We start from the raw sequence: 21,712 nt of genomic DNA, 5'->3' as shown, positions 1-21,712 counted from the left end.
TTTATTTATTAAAAGTTTACATACAACAAATTTACTTTGGTAGGCAAACTTATGGTTATACAATGTCGCTGATTTGTTATACTATTATGAATATGCTAATATTTAATGAGCATTTGTTCAATTAATGTACGGTACTCGCTCGGAGTAGATCCTTTCTTTTTTTTGAAAATACGAATGAAATTGGATAAATTATTAAAACCGCAAAGGAAACATATTTCTGCTATGGAGTGCGTTGTTTCCGATAGCATTTGGCAAGCTTTTGCTATTCTCAGATTGATAACATAATCAATAAATGTACAACGGGTCTTCTTTTTGAAAAAATGGCTGAATGCAGATTCAGACATATTTACCATTTCAGCTACCTCACTTAACTTAATCTGATTCTCATAATTCTTTTCAATATAATCACATACTTTAGCGATACGACGGCTTTTAGATACTCTTACGATGGATTGAGAGTCATATATATTATCCATTAATACACTCCTGTCGGAAATAGAGAGATCATGAAGAATAGAAAAGAACTCCAATACTGTCTGGAAACCCTGCATCTTGGTTAATTTTAATATACGGTCTTTCATCTCCAACTGTGTTTTTTCTGAAAAACAGATACCTCGTTGAGCTTCATAAAGTAAGGCTTTAATCTGCGAGAATAGTCTTTTTTCTAGCATCGGAAAATTCAGTAGTTTTTCGGAAAACTGGATAGTCACCACATGATTGCCCTCTACAATTTCCCCTTGCCATGCGTGGGGGATATTCGGTCCTATCATTACCAAATCCAGAGTAGAGAATTCTTCCTCGGAATCTCCAACTATACGCTTCCCATATGTATCAATTACCAAATTAATTTCATAATCGGAATGATGGTGCACCGGATAATCGAATTTGGCGGACGGATGATTCAGAACAATGAACAAATCGTTATCAGACAATGGTGTAATCTCTTTTTGAATCTCTCGCATAAAGAAAGTTATTATAATGTGATATCATATACAAATGTAGAAATAAAATAAAAAAAGCAATAGTTAATTCAAAAAAGTACAACATTTCAATAAGATTGTATAATCATTAATACAACTTAACATATACTTTTGTAACATGAATATAAATCAATACCCATGGAAAATTTTTCAATCAGTACAGTAGATTTAATTATAGTAGTCTTATACATTATATTTATAATATGGTGGGGGCTTAAAAATGGGAAAAGTTCGGATTCCCAATCCTATTTTCTTGCCGGGCGGTCGATGCCCTGGTGGATTGTTGGCTTGTCATTATTCGCTGCAAGTATATCCAGTACGACATTAATTGGTCAGTCGGGGGATGCTTATGATACAGGGCTTGCTGTTTTCAATTACAATCTGACAGGGATAGTCGTAATGGTATTCTTTGCAGTATTTTTATTGCCTTTATATATAAGGTCTAAAGTTTTCACAATTCCTGAGTTTTTAGAAAAACGCTTTGATAAACGTTCCCGATTCTATTTTTCAGCAATATGCATTATTGGTAATATCTTTTTAGATGCAGCAGGCGCGCTATATGCTGCGGCCTTAATTATCAAATTAATATATCCAGCTGCTGATTTGCAGCTTATCATAATTATTTTTGCAGCCATAGCAGCCTCTTATACTATTCCGGGAGGGTTGTCTTCGGTAATAAAAACGGAACTAATACAGGCGATTATATTGATTATAGGTTCAATAATACTAACATTCTTCTGTTTCCAACAGGGAGGCGATTATTTTATCGACCTGTATAAGAATGGAGATATTCTGGCAAAACTTATTCGTCCGATGGATGATCCTGCCACTCCATGGCTGGGACTAATAGTCGGTATGCCTATCCTGGGTATATATTTCTGGGCGAACAACCAGACAATGGTACAACGCGTATTGAGTGCCAAAACGGTTGACGAAGGTCGTAAAGGTGTTATGCTGAACGGATTTCTTACGATGGCAACTCTATTTATAATAGCTATACCCGGACTTATTGCCAGAGGATTGTTCCCGGGACTCGACCGTCCGGATATGGTATATCCGACCATGGTAATTAACTTAATGCCGATCGGTTTGTTGGCTATTATTTTAGCTGCTTTGTTATCCGCATTGACATCTGCTCTAAGCGCCATTTTAAATTCGACATCTACCTTATTTACAATGGACTTTTATTCTCACTTCAACAAGAATGCCGATTCCAAAAAACTGGTAAAAGTGGGAAAAATAGCTTCATTAGTTATCATTGTCTTGGCTGCAATATGGGCTCCACAGATCGGTAAATTCGGCTCATTATTAAAATACTACCAGGAGATGCTATCATACATTTCACCTCCAATTGTGGCAGCGTTCCTTCTGGGTATATTCAGTAAAAGGGTAAACGGAAATGGTACTTTCATTGGGCTGATAAGCGGGTTGGCGATAGCGGTACTGATGCTGTTCTTCCGGCAGGAAATTTTCGGTAACATGCACTTCTTGCTTGTGGTTCCGTTTCTGCTCAGCGCGAGTATGTTAATTATGTATTTTACAAGCCTGATGAGTCCGGCGCCTGCCTATGGAAAGTTGGTTGATACTACTTTTCGGAAAAATGATCTAGTTGCGGAGTTCAGAGATCTTAGAGGGAATGCGTGGTATAAAAGTTATTTAGGATGGACAATACTTTTGTTAGGGCTGAGTGCTATTCTTTGGGTCGTATTTTGTTAGTCAATTAATTAAAAATCAATATAATAAAACTTTAATTTATGAAATTGAAAAAATTTCAGGGAAACCCTATTGTGTCTCCCAACGAGAAAAATGACTGGGAATCATTAGTGACATGCAATCCGGGAGTATACTATGACAACGGAACTTTTTACATGCTCTATCGTGCTGCAGGTAATGATGAAGAACATGTAATCCGATTAGGATTGGCGACGAGTAAAGATGGCTTTCATTTCGAAAGAGCTTCGGATGAACCAGTCTTCGGACCTGGAGCAAACAATTTCGACTCAGGTTGTGTGGAAGATCCGCGTATAGTTAAACTCGATACTGAATATTATGTAACATATGCATACCGCCCCTTTCCTCCAGGGCAATATTGGAAATTTGCTCATGATGTGGTAAAAGTGCCTAAAGTGGGTGCTAATGCACCTGCAGCAATTGCTAAAAATTTGGGAAATACGGGACTTGCTGTTACTACTGATTTTAAAAGTTTTCGTCGCTTAGGACGTTTGACCTCCCCGGTTTTGGATGACAGGGATGTAATAATCTTCCCTGAAAAGATAAATGGGCAATATGTATTGATGCATCGGCCAAAGCAATATATAGGAGAAAAATATGGCGTAAAATACCCTTCTATCTGGCTCAAATTTTCTGATGACTTATTAGACTGGGAGGACAAAGAAAGCCATTTGCTCTTAACCGGTATTGAAGGCTCATGGGAAGAAAAAATAGGAGGAAGTACCCCGCCTTTGAAAACAGAATATGGTTGGTTGGTTATTTACCATGGTGTTGAAAACGGAGGTTTGGGTTACTATAGGGCGGGTGCTATCCTTTTAGATTTAGAAAATCCATTGAAGATAATTTCAAAAGCTTCGGATTTCATCCTTGAGCCGGAATACGACTACGAGATTGAAGGGTATTACAGAGGGTGCGTATTTCCGACAGGAAATGTAATTGTAGATGACACATTATATGTGTATTACGGAGGTGCAGATAAATATGTAGGTGTTGCAACATGCAATATCCATGATTTTATCAAAACATTCAAAAAAGTATAACAAATCAGCAGGATTGGTAAATTTTTATTCATTGTTTCCCTATACTTTTGTTTTGTTAACTAGTTATAAATAATATTTAATAAAACTAATCACATGAAGAAACCTAAAGCCCAAAAAATGTCTATGGGTCTTCTATCCCTTAAAATGTTTTTTATATGTTTTTTGTTGGGTAGTTTTTGTACGGTACAGAGTGCCGTAAATCAAGATCCTGGAAAAATAACAGTCTCCGGTACTGTTATAGATACTAAAGGAGAGCCTCTTATCGGGGTGTCTGTCGTACTGAAGAATGCTGCTGCACATACTGGGACTATTACAGATATAGATGGTAAGTATTCTTTACCCAATATTCTGTCAAATGGAACATTGGAGTTCTCCAGTATTGGAATGACGAAGCAGGAAATCGCTATTAATAACCGAACAACGATTGATGTAACTATGCAAGATGATGCTATTTTGCTCGGAGAAACAGTGGTAATCGGTTATGGTTCGGTAAAGAAAAGCGATTTGACCGGATCTGTAGCTAGTATTAAAACCAATGTTATAAGTGATATTCCAGCTAATTCTGTGGAGGGTCTTTTACAAGGGCGTGCTGCCGGTGTACAGGTAATCAACTCTTCTCAAGATCCGGGTTCGGGATCGACTGTGCGCATCCGAGGAAATAGCTCATTACGCGGATCTAATTCTCCTCTGATTGTTGTTGACGGCTTCCCATTGGGTGATGCCGGAGACCTAAAACAGATCAATACAGATGATATCGTTTCAATGGAAGTATTAAAAGATGCTTCTGCATCAGCTATATATGGATCTCGAGGAGCAAACGGTGTAATTATAGTTACTACAAGAAGAGCAAAAAAAGGAACCACAGCGGTTTCAGTAAAACAGCAGCTAACTTTTTCTGAGTTTTCTTCAAAACTAGATTTATGGAGAGATCCCGTACTAATGGCGATGTTGAATAACGAGAGCCGTATTAATGGCGGTGAACAACCTCTTTATATCGGCGCAGTGAATTCGGCCGGGGTTTATTATCCTTCAATAGAAGAGTTGCAAACTACATGGACTACCAATACGCGTTGGGATGATCTTGTATTCAGAAATCCAGTGTCAAATAATACTACAATTTCTGTAGCCAGTTCGAACGAAAAGACAAGTTTCAACTTGAGTGCTAATTACTATACTGATCAGGGTATGTATAAAAAAGATGACTATTCGAAGGGCGGATATAATCTGAATGTCGAACATTATATTTACAGTAATTTTAAAATACGTGCTTCTAATATCCTATACTCGGGAAATAGAGACAATCATGGTGGGCTTGCCTATTGGAGAAATCCGATCTATCCTGTTTATAACGAAGATGGAACATACTACCAAACTACAGCTACGGACTACGATCATCCTATTGCCCTGCGTGAACTTAGAAAAAATAAAACAAAGATGTTAGATGTTATTTCATCGGCAGCATTAGAGTGGCAGATTCTTCCCGAACTTAAATTAACCAGCCAGATAAACTATAAATATGGAAAGTCTACTAACGACCAATATTTACCAAAAAAATACACACAGGCCGGAAATGAAAATAAAGGAAGAGGAATTATAGGGAATACAGAAGGACAGAATTTTGTTTCTGAGACATTTGCCAACTATTCCAAAATATTCAATGATAAACATGAATTTGACGTTATGGCAGGTCATTCTTTCGAATGGTATCAATATAGAGATTCCTATCTGACAGCCAGTGGTTTTGTCAACGAGTCTTTAGGAAATGAAAACATGGGAGCAGGTGAACAAGCTAAAAACTTATTATCAAATGGATATTCTAAGAGTAAGCTCCTTTCTTATATGGGACGCCTTAACTATACTCTTGACAATAAATACTTGGCCACTCTAACTTTCCGTGCCGATGGCTCGTCCAAATTCGGTAAAAATAATAAATGGGCTTATTTCCCATCAGGAGCATTAAGCTGGAAAGCACACGAAGAAGATTTTGTGAAGAACTGGAAACTATTCGATGAATTGAAATTCCGTCTAAGTTATGGTATATCGGGTAATCAGGGTATCAGCCCTTACCAAACATTAAGCCGTTATGGAACAACCAAATATTACAATGAAGGAGAATGGCTGACAGCTATCGGTCCTGGTTATGTATCGGGAAGTGCAGGACAAGATGGTATTTATAAAGTCTGGAGCGGTATTCCCAATCCTGATCTGAAATGGGAAACAACATCCCAGTGGGATCTTGGTATCGATATGGCTTTCTTCAATAGAAGATTAACGGCTACCTTTGATATTTATAATAAAGAAACATCAGACTTACTACGAGAAAGAAACCTTGCATTATCTTCAGGATATGACCGTATGTGGGTAAATGATGGCAAAATACGCAACCGTGGGTTTGAAGCAACATTCAATGGTATCATAGTGGATACAAAGGATTGGGGATTCGATGCGACATTTATCTTCTCAATGAATCGCAATAAAGTTTTGGATTTGGGTAGTAGCCTCGAATCTGGATTGATAACCGATCCTCGTACAGGAATGCAATATGAGGTGATTGGAAACCTCCGTGAACAATATCGTGCGTATACCAATATCCTGGCTATCGGGCAACCTATCAATGTTTTCTACGGATACAAAACAAATGGCATTATACAAACCTTACAAGAAGGGCTTGATGCAGGACTTACAGGAGATTATGCACAACCTGGAGAATTCAAATATCTTAACATCTATGACGGGGATGGCACAAAAGGTGTTATAAATGAGAATGATAAATGTATTATTGGAGATCCTAATCCTGATTTTACGGCCAGCCTAAACCTTGCTTTCCGCTGGAAAAATTTTGATGCCAGTATATTTCTGAATGGTGTTTTTGGCAACGATGTATTGAATACAAAAATGTTTGGAGATCCGCATAATGCAGCCTTCCGTTGGACACTTGATAATCCGACCAATAAATACCCAAGACTAAGAAGTAACCGTCAAACAATGTTATCAGATTATTGGATAGAAGATGGTTCTTTTGTAAGAATACAAAATCTCACAGTAGGGTATACATTTAAATTACCAAAACAAAAAGTTTTTGCTGAAAGAGCTCGTCTATATATGAATGCTTCCAATTTATATACATTTAGCAAATTCGACGGATATGATCCGGAAGTAGATCAAACCGGTATATACGCAGGTGGTTATCCTCGTCTGAGAAAATGGACTGTTGGTATTGATATAACATTCTAAAACTAATAATCATGAAAACAAAAATAAAATTTTTATTAATGTTCTGCTTCATTATGGGCTTTACAGCCTGTAATCTGGATGAAGATCCTTACGGATTCTATTCTGAAGATAACTTCTACAAAAGTTCAGAAGATGCAAAAGCTGCTATCAATTATGCATATGCAACACTTACATATTTGGAATATTCTCGAGCACTAGTTTTTCTCGGGGATATGCCTACCGAAATTATGACGACAAAATCCGATGCTGCAACAGACAATCAATCCTTGAATTTGTGGAAAACAGACAATTTCAATACTAATGGCACTTTGATGAATTTCTTCAAATATTCATATATTGCTATCAACCGTGCGAATGCGGTTATAAAAAAGCTTCCTGGTACTGATATGCCGGATGATTTAAGAAACCAATATATGGGAGAGGCTTACTTTTTAAGAGCTTATAATTACTATTATTTGTCATGCAACTTTGGGTTAGTTCCTATTCACAAAGGAGTAGTAGAGACTTTGGACCAGACTTCAGCTCCACTAGCTGCTAGTATGGATGAATTATATGATTTCATAATAGAAGATTTAAAGTTGGCAGAAGAGTTGATGCCTGTGTATTCTACTCCAACTATGGGACGTGTAGATAAGGTTGCAGCACAGGCTTTATTAGCAAAGACATATCTTACTATTGCTTCGGGCAAAGAAAATGGTGTATTGCTTTTTAAAGACATGAACAAGGATGTAAACTCTATGTACGAAGAAGCCAAAAAGTATGCAGGACGCGTCATGGGATTTGATCCGGCTTATCCTCAACACACTTATGGATTCGAAAATGATTTACTGAAAATTTATGATATAGATAATTTTAACGGTAAAGAAAACATTTTCCTAATGTCAATGGATCGGACGGGAGAAAGTGAAGGACAATATTCCAAAATATCGAAAATGTATATTCCTTATATTGATGGCGCAACGATCTGGCTGAAACAGGGTGATTCAAATGAATATATTAAATCGCATGACGGATGGGGCGAATATCGTACCGAAATAGGATTTTACAATAGTTATGATAATGATGACAAGCGTAAGACAGACCTTATCGTTAATAAGATTTATAGTGAAGATGGAACACTGAAAGCGGAGTGGACTCCGACAGGTGGAAAAATTCCATATCCTTTCTGCCGTAAATTTATCGACCCCAAATTTGACGGAGATAAAACGAGCACACGTCCCTATCTAATTCGTTATTCTGAGATAGCGTTAGCCTATGCAGAAGCTGCCGGGCCAACATCGGAGGCTTATAGCGCTGTTAATTTTATACGTAATCGCGCCGGACTTGGAAACTTAATTTCTGGACTTAACACTAGTGATTTCAGAGAGGCTGTGTACAAAGAACGTAAATATGAGTTGGCTTTCGAAGGTGCATATTTATACGACTTAAGGCGCCTTAACCGTATAAAAGATATTCAGGAAGTGAAGAATATGGGATTGAATGAAAGCCAATATACTTTTTACCCTATTCCTCAATCTGAGATTAATTTGAATCCAAGTTTAAGACCTTAATTAAATTTAGAGATCATGAACAAAGTATTAAAATATAGTTTATTTGTAATTTTTGCTATCCTTACCCAATCTTGTGTAAAGGATATGCAGGACGACTTGAATGAGGGTGGCTGGAGCAATGACCGAATGGTTTTGGATATAAAATTAAAAAATCAAGTTGGAAAAGCCGAGATAGCCAGAATAGACGATGCTTCGGGCGAAATAGGATTGTCGTTAAATATAGATGCAATTGAAGATCTTTCTAAAGTAGAGCTAGAAAAATTACAACTATCGTATGATGCCAAAGCATCAATAAATATTGGTGGCTCATTAGATTTTAGCAATGCTGAAAGAAGTACAATTCTTACAATAACTTCTGCTACAGGGCTAGTACGTGAGTATAAAATATATGCAACTGAATTCAGGGAAACTGTAATAGGCACCTGGGCTATCAACGATCTAATTGTTTACGGAGGAACAGGTCCGGAATATGGAGGAGGAGCAGTTCTCCAACTACAAAGTAAATCGTGGTGCTGGTCTGATAATTATGCACCTAAAACAGAATGCGACAATATCCTGACTTTCACAATGGATCAAATTACAGATGAGGGTAATACTTCGGGGATTTGTATCAATAATGCAGGATCGGATGGAAAATATGCAGACTTTATTTTCCAAGGTTCCCAGAACAAAGATAATCCCGGTGTTGATTTAGACCTGAAACATTTTTATCGTCAAATACCGGAAGGCGAGAGTCGTTGGACACGCAACTATGCACTTGGAACTATTTCATTTACTGCTGAAGATGGAACAGTAACCACCGGAGTATTGGAAAACGCGGGAACATATGATTTAGGAAATGGAAAATCTGTAACTGTTAATAATAATGCTTTTTCATTTAACCTGAATGGTACGGATGACTGGGATAATATTTACAGCGATTTTGATAAATTTGCCAAGAAAGCACGTAAATATTACATAATGATAACTAAACAATAATCATACGGGCAGATAAGCCTTCGGGTTTATCTGTCCATATTTTATAAACAATGAAAAAAGGTTTGTTTTTATTTCTCTCAGTTCTCGTTCTATCTTGTTCCCAGAAAGAGCCGGATGCAGTAATTTCCATTGATATAAATACCCTCATAAACGATTCTTATATAGGGAATGGAGCACAATGGGACCCATACCAACTGGATTACGGTAACGGCAGGCTGGAAATATCCGAAGCCGACTGGAAAAAGCTGTATGACAGGCTCGACTTTATGCGTCCGCAGTTTATCCGCATTATGGTAAATACCTCTTCATTTCTGGATGACGGAGAATTTACTCCCGGAAAAGGTATGGAAACATTATCGAAAATGCTGGATTACTGCCAGAGTCGAAATGTAACAGTAATGTTCGGGGATTGGGGATGGAGTGTAATCAATACCCGTGAAGCAAAGATTAACGATAAGAACATGAAACATGCGGCCGAACTAGTCGACTACCTTATCAATGAAAAGGGTTATACATGCATCAAATACTACAATCTGATAAACGAACCAAACGGCGACTGGTCATCAACAAATACAAGCTATTCCTTATGGGCTTCAGCTATAAAGCAACTTCATAAGAATATGGAAACTTTAAAGTTGAATGACAAAGTTGACATTGTAGGACCCGATGTCGCTATATGGGGTAAGGACGAAGCATGGTGGATAGACAGCACAGCCGTACAGCTAGGCGATATGGTCGGACTGTATGATATTCATACTTACCCATCTAAGATAACCGTTAATTCAGGAGAATATACGGATATTATCAAAGCTTATAAAAACAGTGTACCGGAGGGGAAAAAGATAGTAATGGGAGAAATCGGCTTCAAATTTGTCGAAGAAGCCGATTCACTTTACAATCAGGATAATATCCGCCGTGCAAAAGCCAAAAAACATGCTTCACTTGAAGATTCACAGATGTTCGTTTACGATTATATGTACGGAACGGATATGGCAGATGCCTTATTCCAGACTATCAACAGCGGATATTCGGGTTCAGTGGTATGGATGCTCGACGATGCCATGCACTCCAATGAAGCTCCCGATAAATTGAAAATATGGGGATTCTGGAATATATTTGGAGAAGAACAGTTTGGAGCTGAGGAAGAGAATGTACGTCCATGGTATTATGCTTGGTCGTTGTTGAGCAAATATATTCCTGCTAAATCTAAAATCTATATGAGTGATATTATGGGTGATAACAACGTAAAATCGGTAATATCGGGAAAAGACGGTAAATATATGCTCGCCATAGTAAATGTTTCAAAAGAAAAGAAAGAGATAAAGCTGGAAAGTTCGAATATGCCTGAATTAACGGGTTGCAAGAAGTTCGTTTATGCTGATGGTACATTGAAAACAGAAGGTGACTATTTACTTTTACCGAATGAAGAGAATCTGAAATTGAATCTCTCAAAAGGAGAACAGTTCACAATGCCTGCTGAATCACTCATTGTTTATACAAATTTTGATTATTAATAGATGACCGATATGAAAATAAAAAATATAATAAAGGCTATTGCATTAAGTATGGTTGTTTTGTCCTGCTCCGCACCCAAAGAGGAATTACAGATTACGGTTAGTTCCGATATTATCAATGCTGACTATATCGGAAACGGAGTCGAATGGGACCCGTATGATGAAGCTGAAGCATGGGGTTCATCCATATCCGAAGCAGATTGGCAAAAGCTTTTCAAACGGCTAGATTTCATGCGGATGGGATATGTGCGGTGTATGATAAACAGCCCTTTCCGTTATTATGATGCAGAAACAGGCAAATATGATAAAACACGGAATATAGAATCGCTTTCGCGCGTATTGAAATATTGTACCGATAATAACATTACCGTTATGTATGGAGAATACAATCCTCCGACATGGGATATGAAAGTCGACCAAAAATGGGTGGATATGTCTGTCGATTACCTCAATTATCTGGTCAATGACCTTGGATTTTCATGTATCAAATATTTCGTGATTTTCAACGAACCCGATGGTGACTGGGCCTCTACGAACGGCGATTATGAATTATGGAAATCTATGTTGCTCCGTTTTCATACTAAGATGAAAGAATTCCCCGGATTGAGTGAGAAAGTGAAATTTGCAGCACCAGACGCTGTCATGGATTTTAAAAATCCGGCATCTGCTTATGACGCTATAGGCTGGGTAAAGCAAACAGCTAACGATGTAGACTCTATTGTCGGTTTGTATGACTTACATGCTTATCCGGGGCAATACGAAGTGCGTTCGGGTAAATATGTCGATATTCTGGCACGGCACAAAGAATTTGTTCCGAAGGATAAAAAAATCGTTTTAGGTGAAGCGGGATATAAATACTGGCGTGAGGCAGACTCTTTACTGATGAAAGAATATAACCGCCGAACAGAAGGGCACCCGTTTACGAAAGGAAGCGATTCTAACATGCTGGTCTACGATTACTTCTATGGGCTGGATATGCCTCTTCTCTGTATGGAGGTAATGAACGGCGGTTATTCGGGTATTGCAGCATGGATGCTGGATGATGCTATGCACAGCAGTGGCGATTCAGGCAAAACGGAAGATATCAAATTGTGGGGAATGTGGAATATTCTGGGAGAAGAGGTATTCAACGATCCATCTCAAGAAGAAATCCGTCCGTGGTATTATACATGGTCGCTTATGTGCCGCTATTTCCCTTCCGGAACTAATATTCTGAAAACAACAATAGACCGCACTCAAGGAATCTATATGGTTGCTGGCGAACATAATGGAAAGCATGTCTTGGCTGCTGTAAATATTGGAGAAACTGATAAGAATCTGAGTATATCTTTACCGGTGGAACTCCAAGATGTTTCAAAATATTTATACGAAGAAAACAATATGAAGAAGAATGAAGATGGACATCCGGTTCCGAGTGAAACTCGTTTAAATATTGGTAAAGAATACAAAACAATTCTTAAAGCACAAAGCTTTATTTTATTAACGAATATGGACTAAAAATGAATATTATGAAACAAAAATATAGTTTATTATTTGCACTGGTTGCGATTCTGTTTACAAATTGTACAGATGTGGATGATGTTCCGGCTCTGTATCCGGAATATGAAGAAGTAAAAGAGCTTTCAATAGTTGACAAAAATGCCACAACCGAAACTAAAGCTTTATATTCTAATTTATGGGCTATACAGTCCAAAGGTTTTATGTTCGGTCATCATGATGACCTGTGGTATGGTCGCAAATGGTATAATGAAGAAGGTCGTTCGGATACTAAAGATGTGTGTGGTGATTATCCGGCAGTTTTCAGTTTCGATGTTTCGGAAATAATGGATGACCGCTATCAGAACGCAGCAAACGCTATCCGCAGAAAAGTTGCTATCGAAGCATATAATAGAGGTGAAGTATTGACAGCATCTATGCACCTAAATAATCCATTGACAGGAGGTGATTCATGGGACAATTCTAATAAAAATGTAGCTAAAGAGATACTTACAGAAGGTAGTGAAACAAATGTGAAATTCAAACTGTGGCTTGACCGCTTGGCTGATTTTGCTTTAAACCTGAAAGGTTCCGACGGTAAGAATATTCCCGTTATTTTCCGTCCGTTCCACGAACACACACAAGGCTGGTCATGGTGGGGAAGTTCCTGCACTACACAGGAGGAATTTATCGCCTTATGGAAATTTACCGTAAACTATCTTCGCGACACGAAAGGCGTACATAATTTCATCTACGCAATTTCTCCTCAGATAGATTCTGTTCAGGGACGTGATAACTTCCTATTCAGATGGCCGGGCAATGATTATGTGGACTTTTTGGGAATGGATGCCTATCATGGACTCAATCCAAATACATTCACCTCAAATCTGTTTACTTTGTCACGCCTTTCGAAAGAATTGAAAAAACCTTGCGGAGTTACTGAAACAGGAGTTGAAGGAATACAACGCGGAGGTGTACCTGAAAAGAATTATTGGACACAACAGATACTTACTCCAGCATCAGGACAATTTATCAGCTTGATTGTTATGTGGCGTAACGCTTATGATCCGGGTGAGAGTGGAAAACATTTCTATTCAGCGTTTAAAGGGCATGCTTCAGAGAAGAACTTTATAAAAATGTATGATAGCCCGGTTTCGTTCTTTTCAGGAGATTTACCCAATATGTATCAGATGGCAGAGGGGTTGACAGTGAATTAATTCCCATTATTACAGATTCTTGAAAATATTCTTAAGTTTGCACAACATTTTTTGTTATGCAAACTTTTTTCATACATCATAATAAATCACAATGAGAAAAACCATTATCATTATTGCTTTTCTGGGCTTGTTTTTAGCTGATGTATACAGCCAAAATTACATACTGAAAGAAAATATTTCCTATATCTCATCGGACGAGAAGGATGAATATCGGAGAGAACGTTGTAAACTGGATGTATATTATCCTGAGGGAGAGACAGATTATCCGACTATAATATGGTTTCACGGCGGTGGATTGGAAGGTGGCGAAAAAGGTATTCCCCTCGAATTGAAAGAAACGGGTGTAGCCGTGGTTGCAGTAAACTACCGTCTCAGTCCGAAAACTAAAAATCCGGCTTACACAGAAGATGCTTCGGAGTCTGTCGCATGGGTTTTTAATCATATTGCGTCCTATGGCGGAAACACGGACAAGATATTTGTATCGGGACATTCTGCCGGAGGTTATCTAGCACTAATGGTTGCGCTGGATAAATCTTATCTGCAAAAATTAGGTATCGATGCGGATAAAATTAAAGGGGTGATTCCGATAAGCGGACAAACAAATACGCACTATACAATCAAGAAAGAAAGGGGACTTTCGTTCGATATTCCTTATATGGACGAATATGCACCCATTACACATGCGCGGAAAGATGCTCCACCCATACTGTTAATCACAGGGGATAGAAACATGGAACTTCCTGCTCGTTATGAAGAGAATGCACACTTAGATGCTATATTAAGGTCAGTAGGAAACAAAGATGTAAAACTTTACGAATTACAGGGTTTTGACCATGGAAATGTGTATGCCCCGGGTTGTCTGCTAATGCTGAACTGGATAAATAAAATGAATTAAGACAAGTTATAAAAAAACGAAAAGAGGCTGTCCCAAAAGCATTTTTATCTCTCTGAGATTTGAGTATTTGAAAACAGTCTCAGATACAGACCCGAAGAAAAACGTATAAAAAAGAGGATGTTCTGACTTTTGGGACAGCCTCTTTTACATTTATGAAAAGTTAATGTAGGCAATCTTTCAGAGAAATGACTTTTATTTGGTTCTTAAAATCTTCCATTGATAATTCTGTTTTTACACTAATTGGTTTTTCCTTATTCGGCAACAAATCAAAATAGTTGTCTTCAAAGAAATTGTCGATTCCATCCACTGATAAATATACTGCTCTTGCGAACTTATCACTATTCAAGGTTATTTCATACCCATTGTCTATGGCTTGTATTTTGTATGTGATATTTGCTTCAGGCAGGTTTATCTCTTTCTGATTGAGAAGAAAATAATTATTGCTGTATTGCTTATTGTTATCATCGATGAAATCCGCTACTACGACAATTTCATTTTTAGCTTTACCTTTCATCAGTTTAACTATTGTTTCCGAATAAACCTTAGTACTTGCATTTGCAGGTATATTGATGGATTTAATCTCTTCTGAAATTACACGACCATCCAATGTCATCACGGAAATATGCAATTTACCTTTGGTATTTTTCAGCCTGTCTGAAACAATGTATATATCCAGATTATCGTCTTTTAAAATAGGCGAAACAAGTATATCTTTAAACGCTTCACGGGTAAAATAATGCTGGGCTTTCCAACGGCCATAATAATCCCGGCTTGCCCATGAAGCCACAGGCCAGCAATCGTTATGTTGCCAGAACAATGAGCCCATGCAATATCCCATATCACGGCGGTGCGCTTCCATGGCTATTTTCATGGCATCTCCCTGCAAAACCTGACTCATATAAAGGAAAGACTGAAAATCCTTTGGTTGTCCATATTCATTTATCAGGCATTTTTCAATGGTCTGATTGGCATGTGCCCCGCCCCTTTGATGCGACATCATCACTTCAGAAGTGATATTCCAATCCTTTTCTTCGGGAGCATACAGTTTTACAGTAGCCCATTCGGGGAACGACTGAAAACCATATTCGCTGAAATAACGGCTCTTTTCGTCATTATAAGTGCTTATAGGAAGCCCTTTCTGCCATGTATCCCAATAATGCATATCGCCATCGGTCTTGTCCCTTCTTCCGTCTATATCGGTAAACGGAGAAGAAGGCGTATAGCTTGACATCGGGTCGTATTCTTTTACGACATCGGGCAGAACGACAAAATACTGGTCATAAAACTGCTTCCATATAGTTTCCGCAATTTTTGGGTCTTTTGCTGTATAATTCCTTTCCCACCCCCAAATTTTCCATGCATCGAGACATTCGTTGTTCCCGCACCAGATGGCTATGGAAGGATGGTTACGTAATCTCTTTACGTTGTCTATCGCTTCCTGCCGGATATTTTCCAATAATTCGCCCTCAGCAGGGTAAAGACTGCAAGCAAACATAAAGTCCTGCCAGACCATGATACCGTATTCATCGCAAAGTTCATAGAAGTAATCGTCTTCATAAATACCGCCTCCCCATACGCGGAGCATATTCATATTGGCATCTACTGCATCCAGAATAGTCTTCTGGTATATATCTTTTGTAACCCGCGGAAGGAAAATATCACAGGGTATATAGTTCGCTCCTTTCGAGAAAACAGGGACACCATTCAATTCGAAATAAAAGCTTTTACCGAATTTATCCGGCTGTCTAACAAGCATAACAGAACGTATTCCTATTTTTTCACTTTTATTGTCAATCGTCCTGTTGTCTATCGATACCTTTACATTGAAAGTGTAGAGATGAGGTTTGCCTAATCCGTTCGACCACCATAATTCAGGGTTTTTCATAGTGAAGTTCAACTTCACTTTATTTATCCCTTTTTGGATATTTACGACTTCAGAAGACAATACTTTTCCCGACTGCTCATCTGTTATTTCCACTTTTGCGGAAGCTATGTCTTTGTCTCCTACTATTTCCAATACGGTTTCGATATCCGCATTCTTAGCAGAAACATTTTTCTGGATATAATGAACGTTATCAATACGAAGTCCGTCCCATGCCTCCACAAATACAGGACGCCAGATGCCGGAAGTAACAAGACGGGGCCCCCAGTCCCATCCATAATGATATCCTGCTTTGCGGGCAAATACGCTTAATCTCCGGTCGAAAAGTCCGCCGTTCTCTGATTGGTCGTTTATAGCTTCATACTGAAAAGGCAAAGCTTCCCATTTTGGCATATCGACCTTTATAGGTGAATGAAAGTATATCTTAAGCTTATTATCTTTTTGGTGGATTATATTTTTCACATCCACACGCCATTCCCGAAACATATTATTTGCTTCGAGTATCTTGGTTTCGTTGAGATAAACATCGGCATAAGTATCCAATCCTTTAAAGTACAAATCAATATTCTCTTTTCGGAAAGTCTCATCATCTATATGGAAGGTGGTTTCATAAATCCAGTCTTCCTTATCCACCCATTGTGCTCCTCTCTCATTCAAGCGAAAAAAAGGGTCTTCCAGGATACCGTTATCCATCAGGTCGGTATGCACAACACCGGGAACAGTAGCAGGATACCAGTTGTTTAATCTTGCCTGTTTAAATTTCCATTCCGATTTTATCTCCGTTAAAATCGGAGAAGCTTGCAGATTATTTAAAATTAATATCGTTGACATAATCATAAGTAGTATTGTTGTTATTCTTTTCATATGTATATATTTAGTTGATTATTTCAAATTTAGTATTGATAACATTTTCACTGCTTCCCCCTACAAATAATTCGAATTGTCCAGATTCAACAACCTTTTGCATATCTATATTCCAAAAAGCAAGTTTGGATACAGGGATTTCAACTTTAACTTTCATTGTTTTTCCAGCTTGAAGATTTATACGGTCAAAATGTACTAGTTCTTTTACTGGTCTTATAATATTTGCTACTATATCACGGAAATAAATCTGTATAACTTCAGTAGCATCATATTTCCCCGTATTGGATAAATCAAAAGAAACTTCCAGAGTATCATCTTTTTTGATCTTATTGTGTGACAATTGGAGGTTGGAATAAATAAATGTAGTATAAGACAATCCATATCCGAATGGATATAAAGGGTCTTTTCCTGCATCCAGATAGTAAGATTTGTTACCCAATGAGGTTTGTTCAGCTTCTATAGGTATTTGGTATAATGTTGTTTCATTGCCATCGGCAGGTCTTCCGGTATTGTTATGATTATAATATATTGGTATCTGCCCCACATTTTTAGGAAATGTTACAGGTAATTTTCCTGATGGAATAACTTTTCCTGTCAATAGACTAACTAATGCCGGTCCTCCCATCGTTCCCGGATGGAAAGAGTATAATACAGCATCAGATAGAGCAACTTCTTTTCCTATTGATAAAGGACGCCCCGCCATAAAAGTCGTTACAAGAGGTTTTCCTGTATTCGCCAGTTCTTCAATGAGTGCTGATTGGGCTCCTAGTAAATTTAAAGTTGTCAACGAATGAGCTTCGCCGGAAAGTATAGCTTCTTCACCTACAAAAGCTAATATTACATCAACCTTTTTGGCTAATTCAACGACTTTACTAAAATTGTATTTACTTGTATCGCGGGAGATAGACAGCGCAGGTTCGTATATTATTTCTATTATATGTCCGGACTGTTCTTGTAACGATATTAATGGAGTTCTTGTATATTTTTTGTCTCCGTCGAATACCCATGTTCCCAATTGATCATGTGGTGCATTTGCCATTGGACCTGTAACAAGAATCCTCTTAATATTATTCATATTCAATGGCAAAACATTATTTTCATTCTTCAGTAAAATTGTACTTTGCTCGACTGCCTCCTGTGCAGCTTCTAAATGAGATTCAGCATAGTATATTTCTTCTCTTTCATCTTGTATGTACGGCTGTTCAAAAATACCTAATTCAAATTTTATCCTTAGTATATTTCTTACAGCATTATCTATGTCTGAAAGGGATACTTCTCCCTCTTTTAATAATTGAGGTAGATGATTGATATATGTTTCACTGACCATTTCCATATCTAATCCCGCATTAACGGCTTTCATTGCGGCTTCTTTCCCGTTTTTGCAATAACCATGCTTTGCCATTTCAATGACTGATGCCCAATCAGATATAACAAAACCATTGAATTCCCATTCATTCCTTAAAATATCAGTTAATAAGAACTTACTGCCCGATGCCGGAATCCCATCATTATCATTGAATGAAGTCATTATTGTGGCCACTCCGGATTGGACTGCTTCTTCGAAAGGACGCAGATATAGATTTCGCAATCTTCTTTCCGACACAAAAGTTGAATTATAGTCTCTTCCTCCTTCAGCAGCACCATAAGCGACAAAATGTTTTGCACATGCCAAAATACTACGAGGATTATGAAGACTGCGACCCTGAAATCCTCTGATAGATGCTTTACCCATTTCTGAGACTAAATAAGGATCTTCTCCAAAACCTTCAGCTATTCTTCCCCAACGTGGATCGTGAGTAATATCAATCATTGGGGCAAATGTCCATCTTATTCCTGCTGCAGAAGCTTCTGTCGCAGCTATCTGCGAACTTTTCTCAACAATTTCCGGATTGAATGTAGCAGCTTGACCTAATGGTATAGGAAATATAGTTTTAAATCCATGTATTACATCTCGTGCATTAATTAATGGGATGCCGAGACGTGATTCTTCAACAGCTATTTTTTGTATTTCGTTAAAAAGATTGGGATCAGTTATACTCATTACTGATCCGACATGACCTTTTTCAGTTTCTTCTTTTAGCTTATTCCAGTCTTCACAATGCAACTGGTTCATCTGACCTATTTTTTCTTCCAAGGTCATTTGTTTTAATAAAGCCTCTATTCTGTATTCTATATTAACTTGAGCAAATAAGTTACCGAATAAGAAATAAGTAGCAATAATGGTAAAAAGTTTCTTTTTCATAATACTTATATAAATAGTACAAATCTATTAATAACTTAGATTTAAGAATTATACAATATAATTGAAGGATTATACTATTTTGAAATAACTCTTCTTTAACATAAAGAGCAAAGCTGATATTTCGGCTTTGCTCTTATATTTTTGCAATTAGGATGTAATTACTTTATGAAAAACTTTTTTGAAACTATATCGTTGCCTCGTACGACCTGAACTCCTATTATTTTATTACTACCAAGATGGTCGAGGTTAAATTCTGTGTTTTGATTTTTTATTTTCTGATTGGATAATATACGACTTGTCGATACATCAACTATTTGCATAGTTGCATTTTTGTATTCATTTTTTATGTTAACTTTCAGTATACCTCCGCTAACAACAGTTATTTCAATATCATCTACTATTTTTTTACTTTCTACAAGGTGATTATCGGTTAGGGAATAATCAGATGCCATAAATGTCTGTCGTTTTCCATTAGGATAAACTAATTGTGGATAATTCTGATAAAAATTATTTGTTGCCGGTGTTATTCCTGCAAAAGTGCCGTATCCGTCATTTTCCCAAGGGCTTTTCCATGCACATACTCCGCTGTAACCATTCCAATATGCATTCAGGTAAGCATTAGCCAAAGTCATATTCCAGCCCGATTCATTTACATTATATCCGGGTGTTTCACCGATAACTACGGCTTTGTATCCGTCATCCATCCATTCTCCGATAGTTTTATTAAAGAAAGCTCCTGACGATTGCCACTGATACCAGTGCGGAGAATAGAAGTCAAGAAATGCATCAAGGTCATTGTATCGTGCTCTCAAAGATGCTTCACTATAATTATTGCCTGCATAGGTATCTGCCCATGTCCAACTATTGTATTTGTTGCTATTGCATATAATCCACATAGAACCTGATGTAACAGGTTTATTGGTATGTTTATGTATGTAGGAAGCACAGATAGCTATAAATCGTATAACATTATCACGGGATAAATTACCACAACTGGCATCCCTCCACATATGTTCTATTTCATTACATATATCATAGCCCATCACATATGGTTCGTCATTATATCGTTTTACAAACGGAACAAGAAAATATTCACAATACCATTTTGTTTTGTTTTCATCATTGATTATTTGCCGGAACTGGCTCCAGCGGGTTGCATTGTAATTGTTAATTACCATATCGAAAGACCAGAAAGTGGGCATAATATATATTTGTCTTTCTCTGGACAATGCCACAAGCTTGTCCATATCGGTCCAGAACTGTGAGGTAGCGCCTGTAACCAGTCCATCCCCATTCAACGATGGGCTTGTGTTACCTCCTCCATGTACCCATATCCGAGCCAGATTGATATTGTTTTGTTCGTAACGGCTGAATTCTTCCTGCCACCATTGGTGGTTATAATTCCTTCCTAAAAAATCGAGACGATAATCATTGTTCCATTGCCATGCAGTATTTATACCGTTGAAGAAAATTTGCTTACCATAGGCATAGAACTTATTACCGCTGATGGTTACAGTAGGACTGCTAGAATTCACGTTTTTATTAACAAGAGCAATTTCGTCGATATAGAATGAAAAGGCCGGTTTGGATTCATAGGCTCCCGGAACTAAACTAATCCTGTTGAATTGCCCGTCCGAAAGCCTGTCTAAAGGTAATATCACATCCTGCCATTGCCCGTTTGCATTGTATTTTGGATAGGTTTCCCAATCCGACACGGAAGTTCCGGTGGAAGTATTTTCGAGTTTATACACAAATGAGAAGGTTCCTATATTAGCAGACTTTACCCGTATTTTAATTCCCGAATAATTAGATTTTGTAAATGTGTTATTCAGGTTAAAATAAATTCCGTCTCCTTCATTATTTGCAGGAACAGAAACAAGACCTGCTTTACCAAGACTGCCGTCCGTAGATGTTAGGACATTGATTGACACATTTCCCCACGTATCAAAATTAGACGAAAGATAATTAAAGTTAGATACAATTTTGTTTTGAGAGCTACTAGTAATTGCAATTAGCAGTAAAATTAAATTAAATATTAGTTTTCTCATGATGATAATGGTTAAAATTAGTATAATGCAAACCTAAACACACTAATTGACAAACAATTAT

13 protein-coding genes are annotated in these 21,712 nt (G+C 37.6%); 9 read left to right on the top strand and 4 right to left on the bottom strand.

From position 1 onward, the window contains the following. Positions 1–95 precede the first annotated feature (95 nt). Positions 96–962, bottom strand: a complete 867-nt coding sequence (locus BGO84_RS10110; RefSeq protein WP_006842120.1) for an AraC family transcriptional regulator — start codon at positions 960–962, stop codon at positions 96–98. 156 nt (positions 963–1,118) lie between these two features. Between BGO84_RS10110 and BGO84_RS10105 the strand changes: the two genes are divergently transcribed. From BGO84_RS10105 to BGO84_RS10065, 9 genes are all read left to right on the top strand, one after another. Continuing rightward, positions 1,119–2,696, top strand: coding sequence for a sodium/solute symporter (locus tag BGO84_RS10105; RefSeq protein ID WP_006842121.1), 1,578 nt, complete (start codon positions 1,119–1,121; stop codon positions 2,694–2,696). 38 nt (positions 2,697–2,734) lie between these two features. Further along, positions 2,735–3,751 carry a glycosidase gene (locus BGO84_RS10100; protein WP_006842122.1) on the top strand — a complete coding sequence of 339 codons (1,017 nt, stop codon included), beginning with the start codon at positions 2,735–2,737 and terminating at the stop codon, positions 3,749–3,751. A 93-nt stretch (positions 3,752–3,844) separates the two neighbouring features. Then, positions 3,845–6,985 (top strand): TonB-dependent receptor, encoded by a 3,141-nt coding sequence (locus BGO84_RS10095; protein ID WP_006842123.1) that lies wholly within the window; start codon positions 3,845–3,847, stop codon positions 6,983–6,985. 11 nt (positions 6,986–6,996) lie between these two features. Further along, positions 6,997–8,535 (top strand): RagB/SusD family nutrient uptake outer membrane protein, encoded by a 1,539-nt coding sequence (locus BGO84_RS10090; RefSeq protein WP_026177019.1) that lies wholly within the window; start codon positions 6,997–6,999, stop codon positions 8,533–8,535. Positions 8,536–8,550: 15 nt separating this feature from the next. Further along, positions 8,551–9,513: a hypothetical protein gene (locus BGO84_RS10085; RefSeq protein WP_006842125.1), complete on the top strand. Its 963-nt coding sequence runs from the start codon at positions 8,551–8,553 to the stop codon at positions 9,511–9,513. A 50-nt stretch (positions 9,514–9,563) separates the two neighbouring features. Continuing rightward, the gene (locus BGO84_RS10080) at positions 9,564–11,027 is read left to right on the top strand and encodes a hypothetical protein (RefSeq protein WP_006842126.1); all 1,464 of its coding nucleotides are present in this window, start codon (positions 9,564–9,566) and stop codon (positions 11,025–11,027) included. Between the two features lie 12 nt (positions 11,028–11,039). Further along, positions 11,040–12,524 carry a hypothetical protein gene (locus BGO84_RS10075; protein WP_006842127.1) on the top strand — a complete coding sequence of 495 codons (1,485 nt, stop codon included), beginning with the start codon at positions 11,040–11,042 and terminating at the stop codon, positions 12,522–12,524. An 11-nt stretch (positions 12,525–12,535) separates the two neighbouring features. Next, positions 12,536–13,720, top strand: a complete 1,185-nt coding sequence (locus tag BGO84_RS10070; RefSeq protein ID WP_006842128.1) for a glycosyl hydrolase — start codon at positions 12,536–12,538, stop codon at positions 13,718–13,720. A gap of 91 nt (positions 13,721–13,811) precedes the next feature. Continuing rightward, positions 13,812–14,615, top strand: a complete 804-nt coding sequence (locus BGO84_RS10065) for an alpha/beta hydrolase fold domain-containing protein (protein WP_006842129.1) — start codon at positions 13,812–13,814, stop codon at positions 14,613–14,615. A 160-nt stretch (positions 14,616–14,775) separates the two neighbouring features. Here BGO84_RS10065 and BGO84_RS10060 read toward each other — a convergent pair whose 3' ends face one another. The 3 genes from BGO84_RS10060 to BGO84_RS10050 form a co-directional block, all read right to left on the bottom strand. Further along, positions 14,776–17,361, bottom strand: coding sequence for a glycoside hydrolase family 2 protein (locus BGO84_RS10060; protein WP_291029003.1), 2,586 nt, complete (start codon positions 17,359–17,361; stop codon positions 14,776–14,778). A gap of 10 nt (positions 17,362–17,371) precedes the next feature. Beyond that, complete coding sequence (gene bglX, locus BGO84_RS10055; RefSeq protein ID WP_006842131.1) at positions 17,372–19,603, bottom strand: beta-glucosidase BglX; 2,232 nt, start codon at positions 19,601–19,603, stop codon at positions 17,372–17,374. Between the two features lie 158 nt (positions 19,604–19,761). Next, the gene (locus tag BGO84_RS10050) at positions 19,762–21,651 is read right to left on the bottom strand and encodes a hypothetical protein (protein ID WP_291029002.1); all 1,890 of its coding nucleotides are present in this window, start codon (positions 21,649–21,651) and stop codon (positions 19,762–19,764) included. Positions 21,652–21,712 lie beyond the last annotated feature (61 nt).

Origin of the sequence: Dysgonomonas sp. 37-18 (assembly GCF_001899125.1) — a bacterium.
GTDB lineage: Bacteria > Bacteroidota > Bacteroidia > Bacteroidales > Dysgonomonadaceae > Dysgonomonas.
This window is presented reverse-complemented; position numbering and strand designations above follow the sequence as displayed.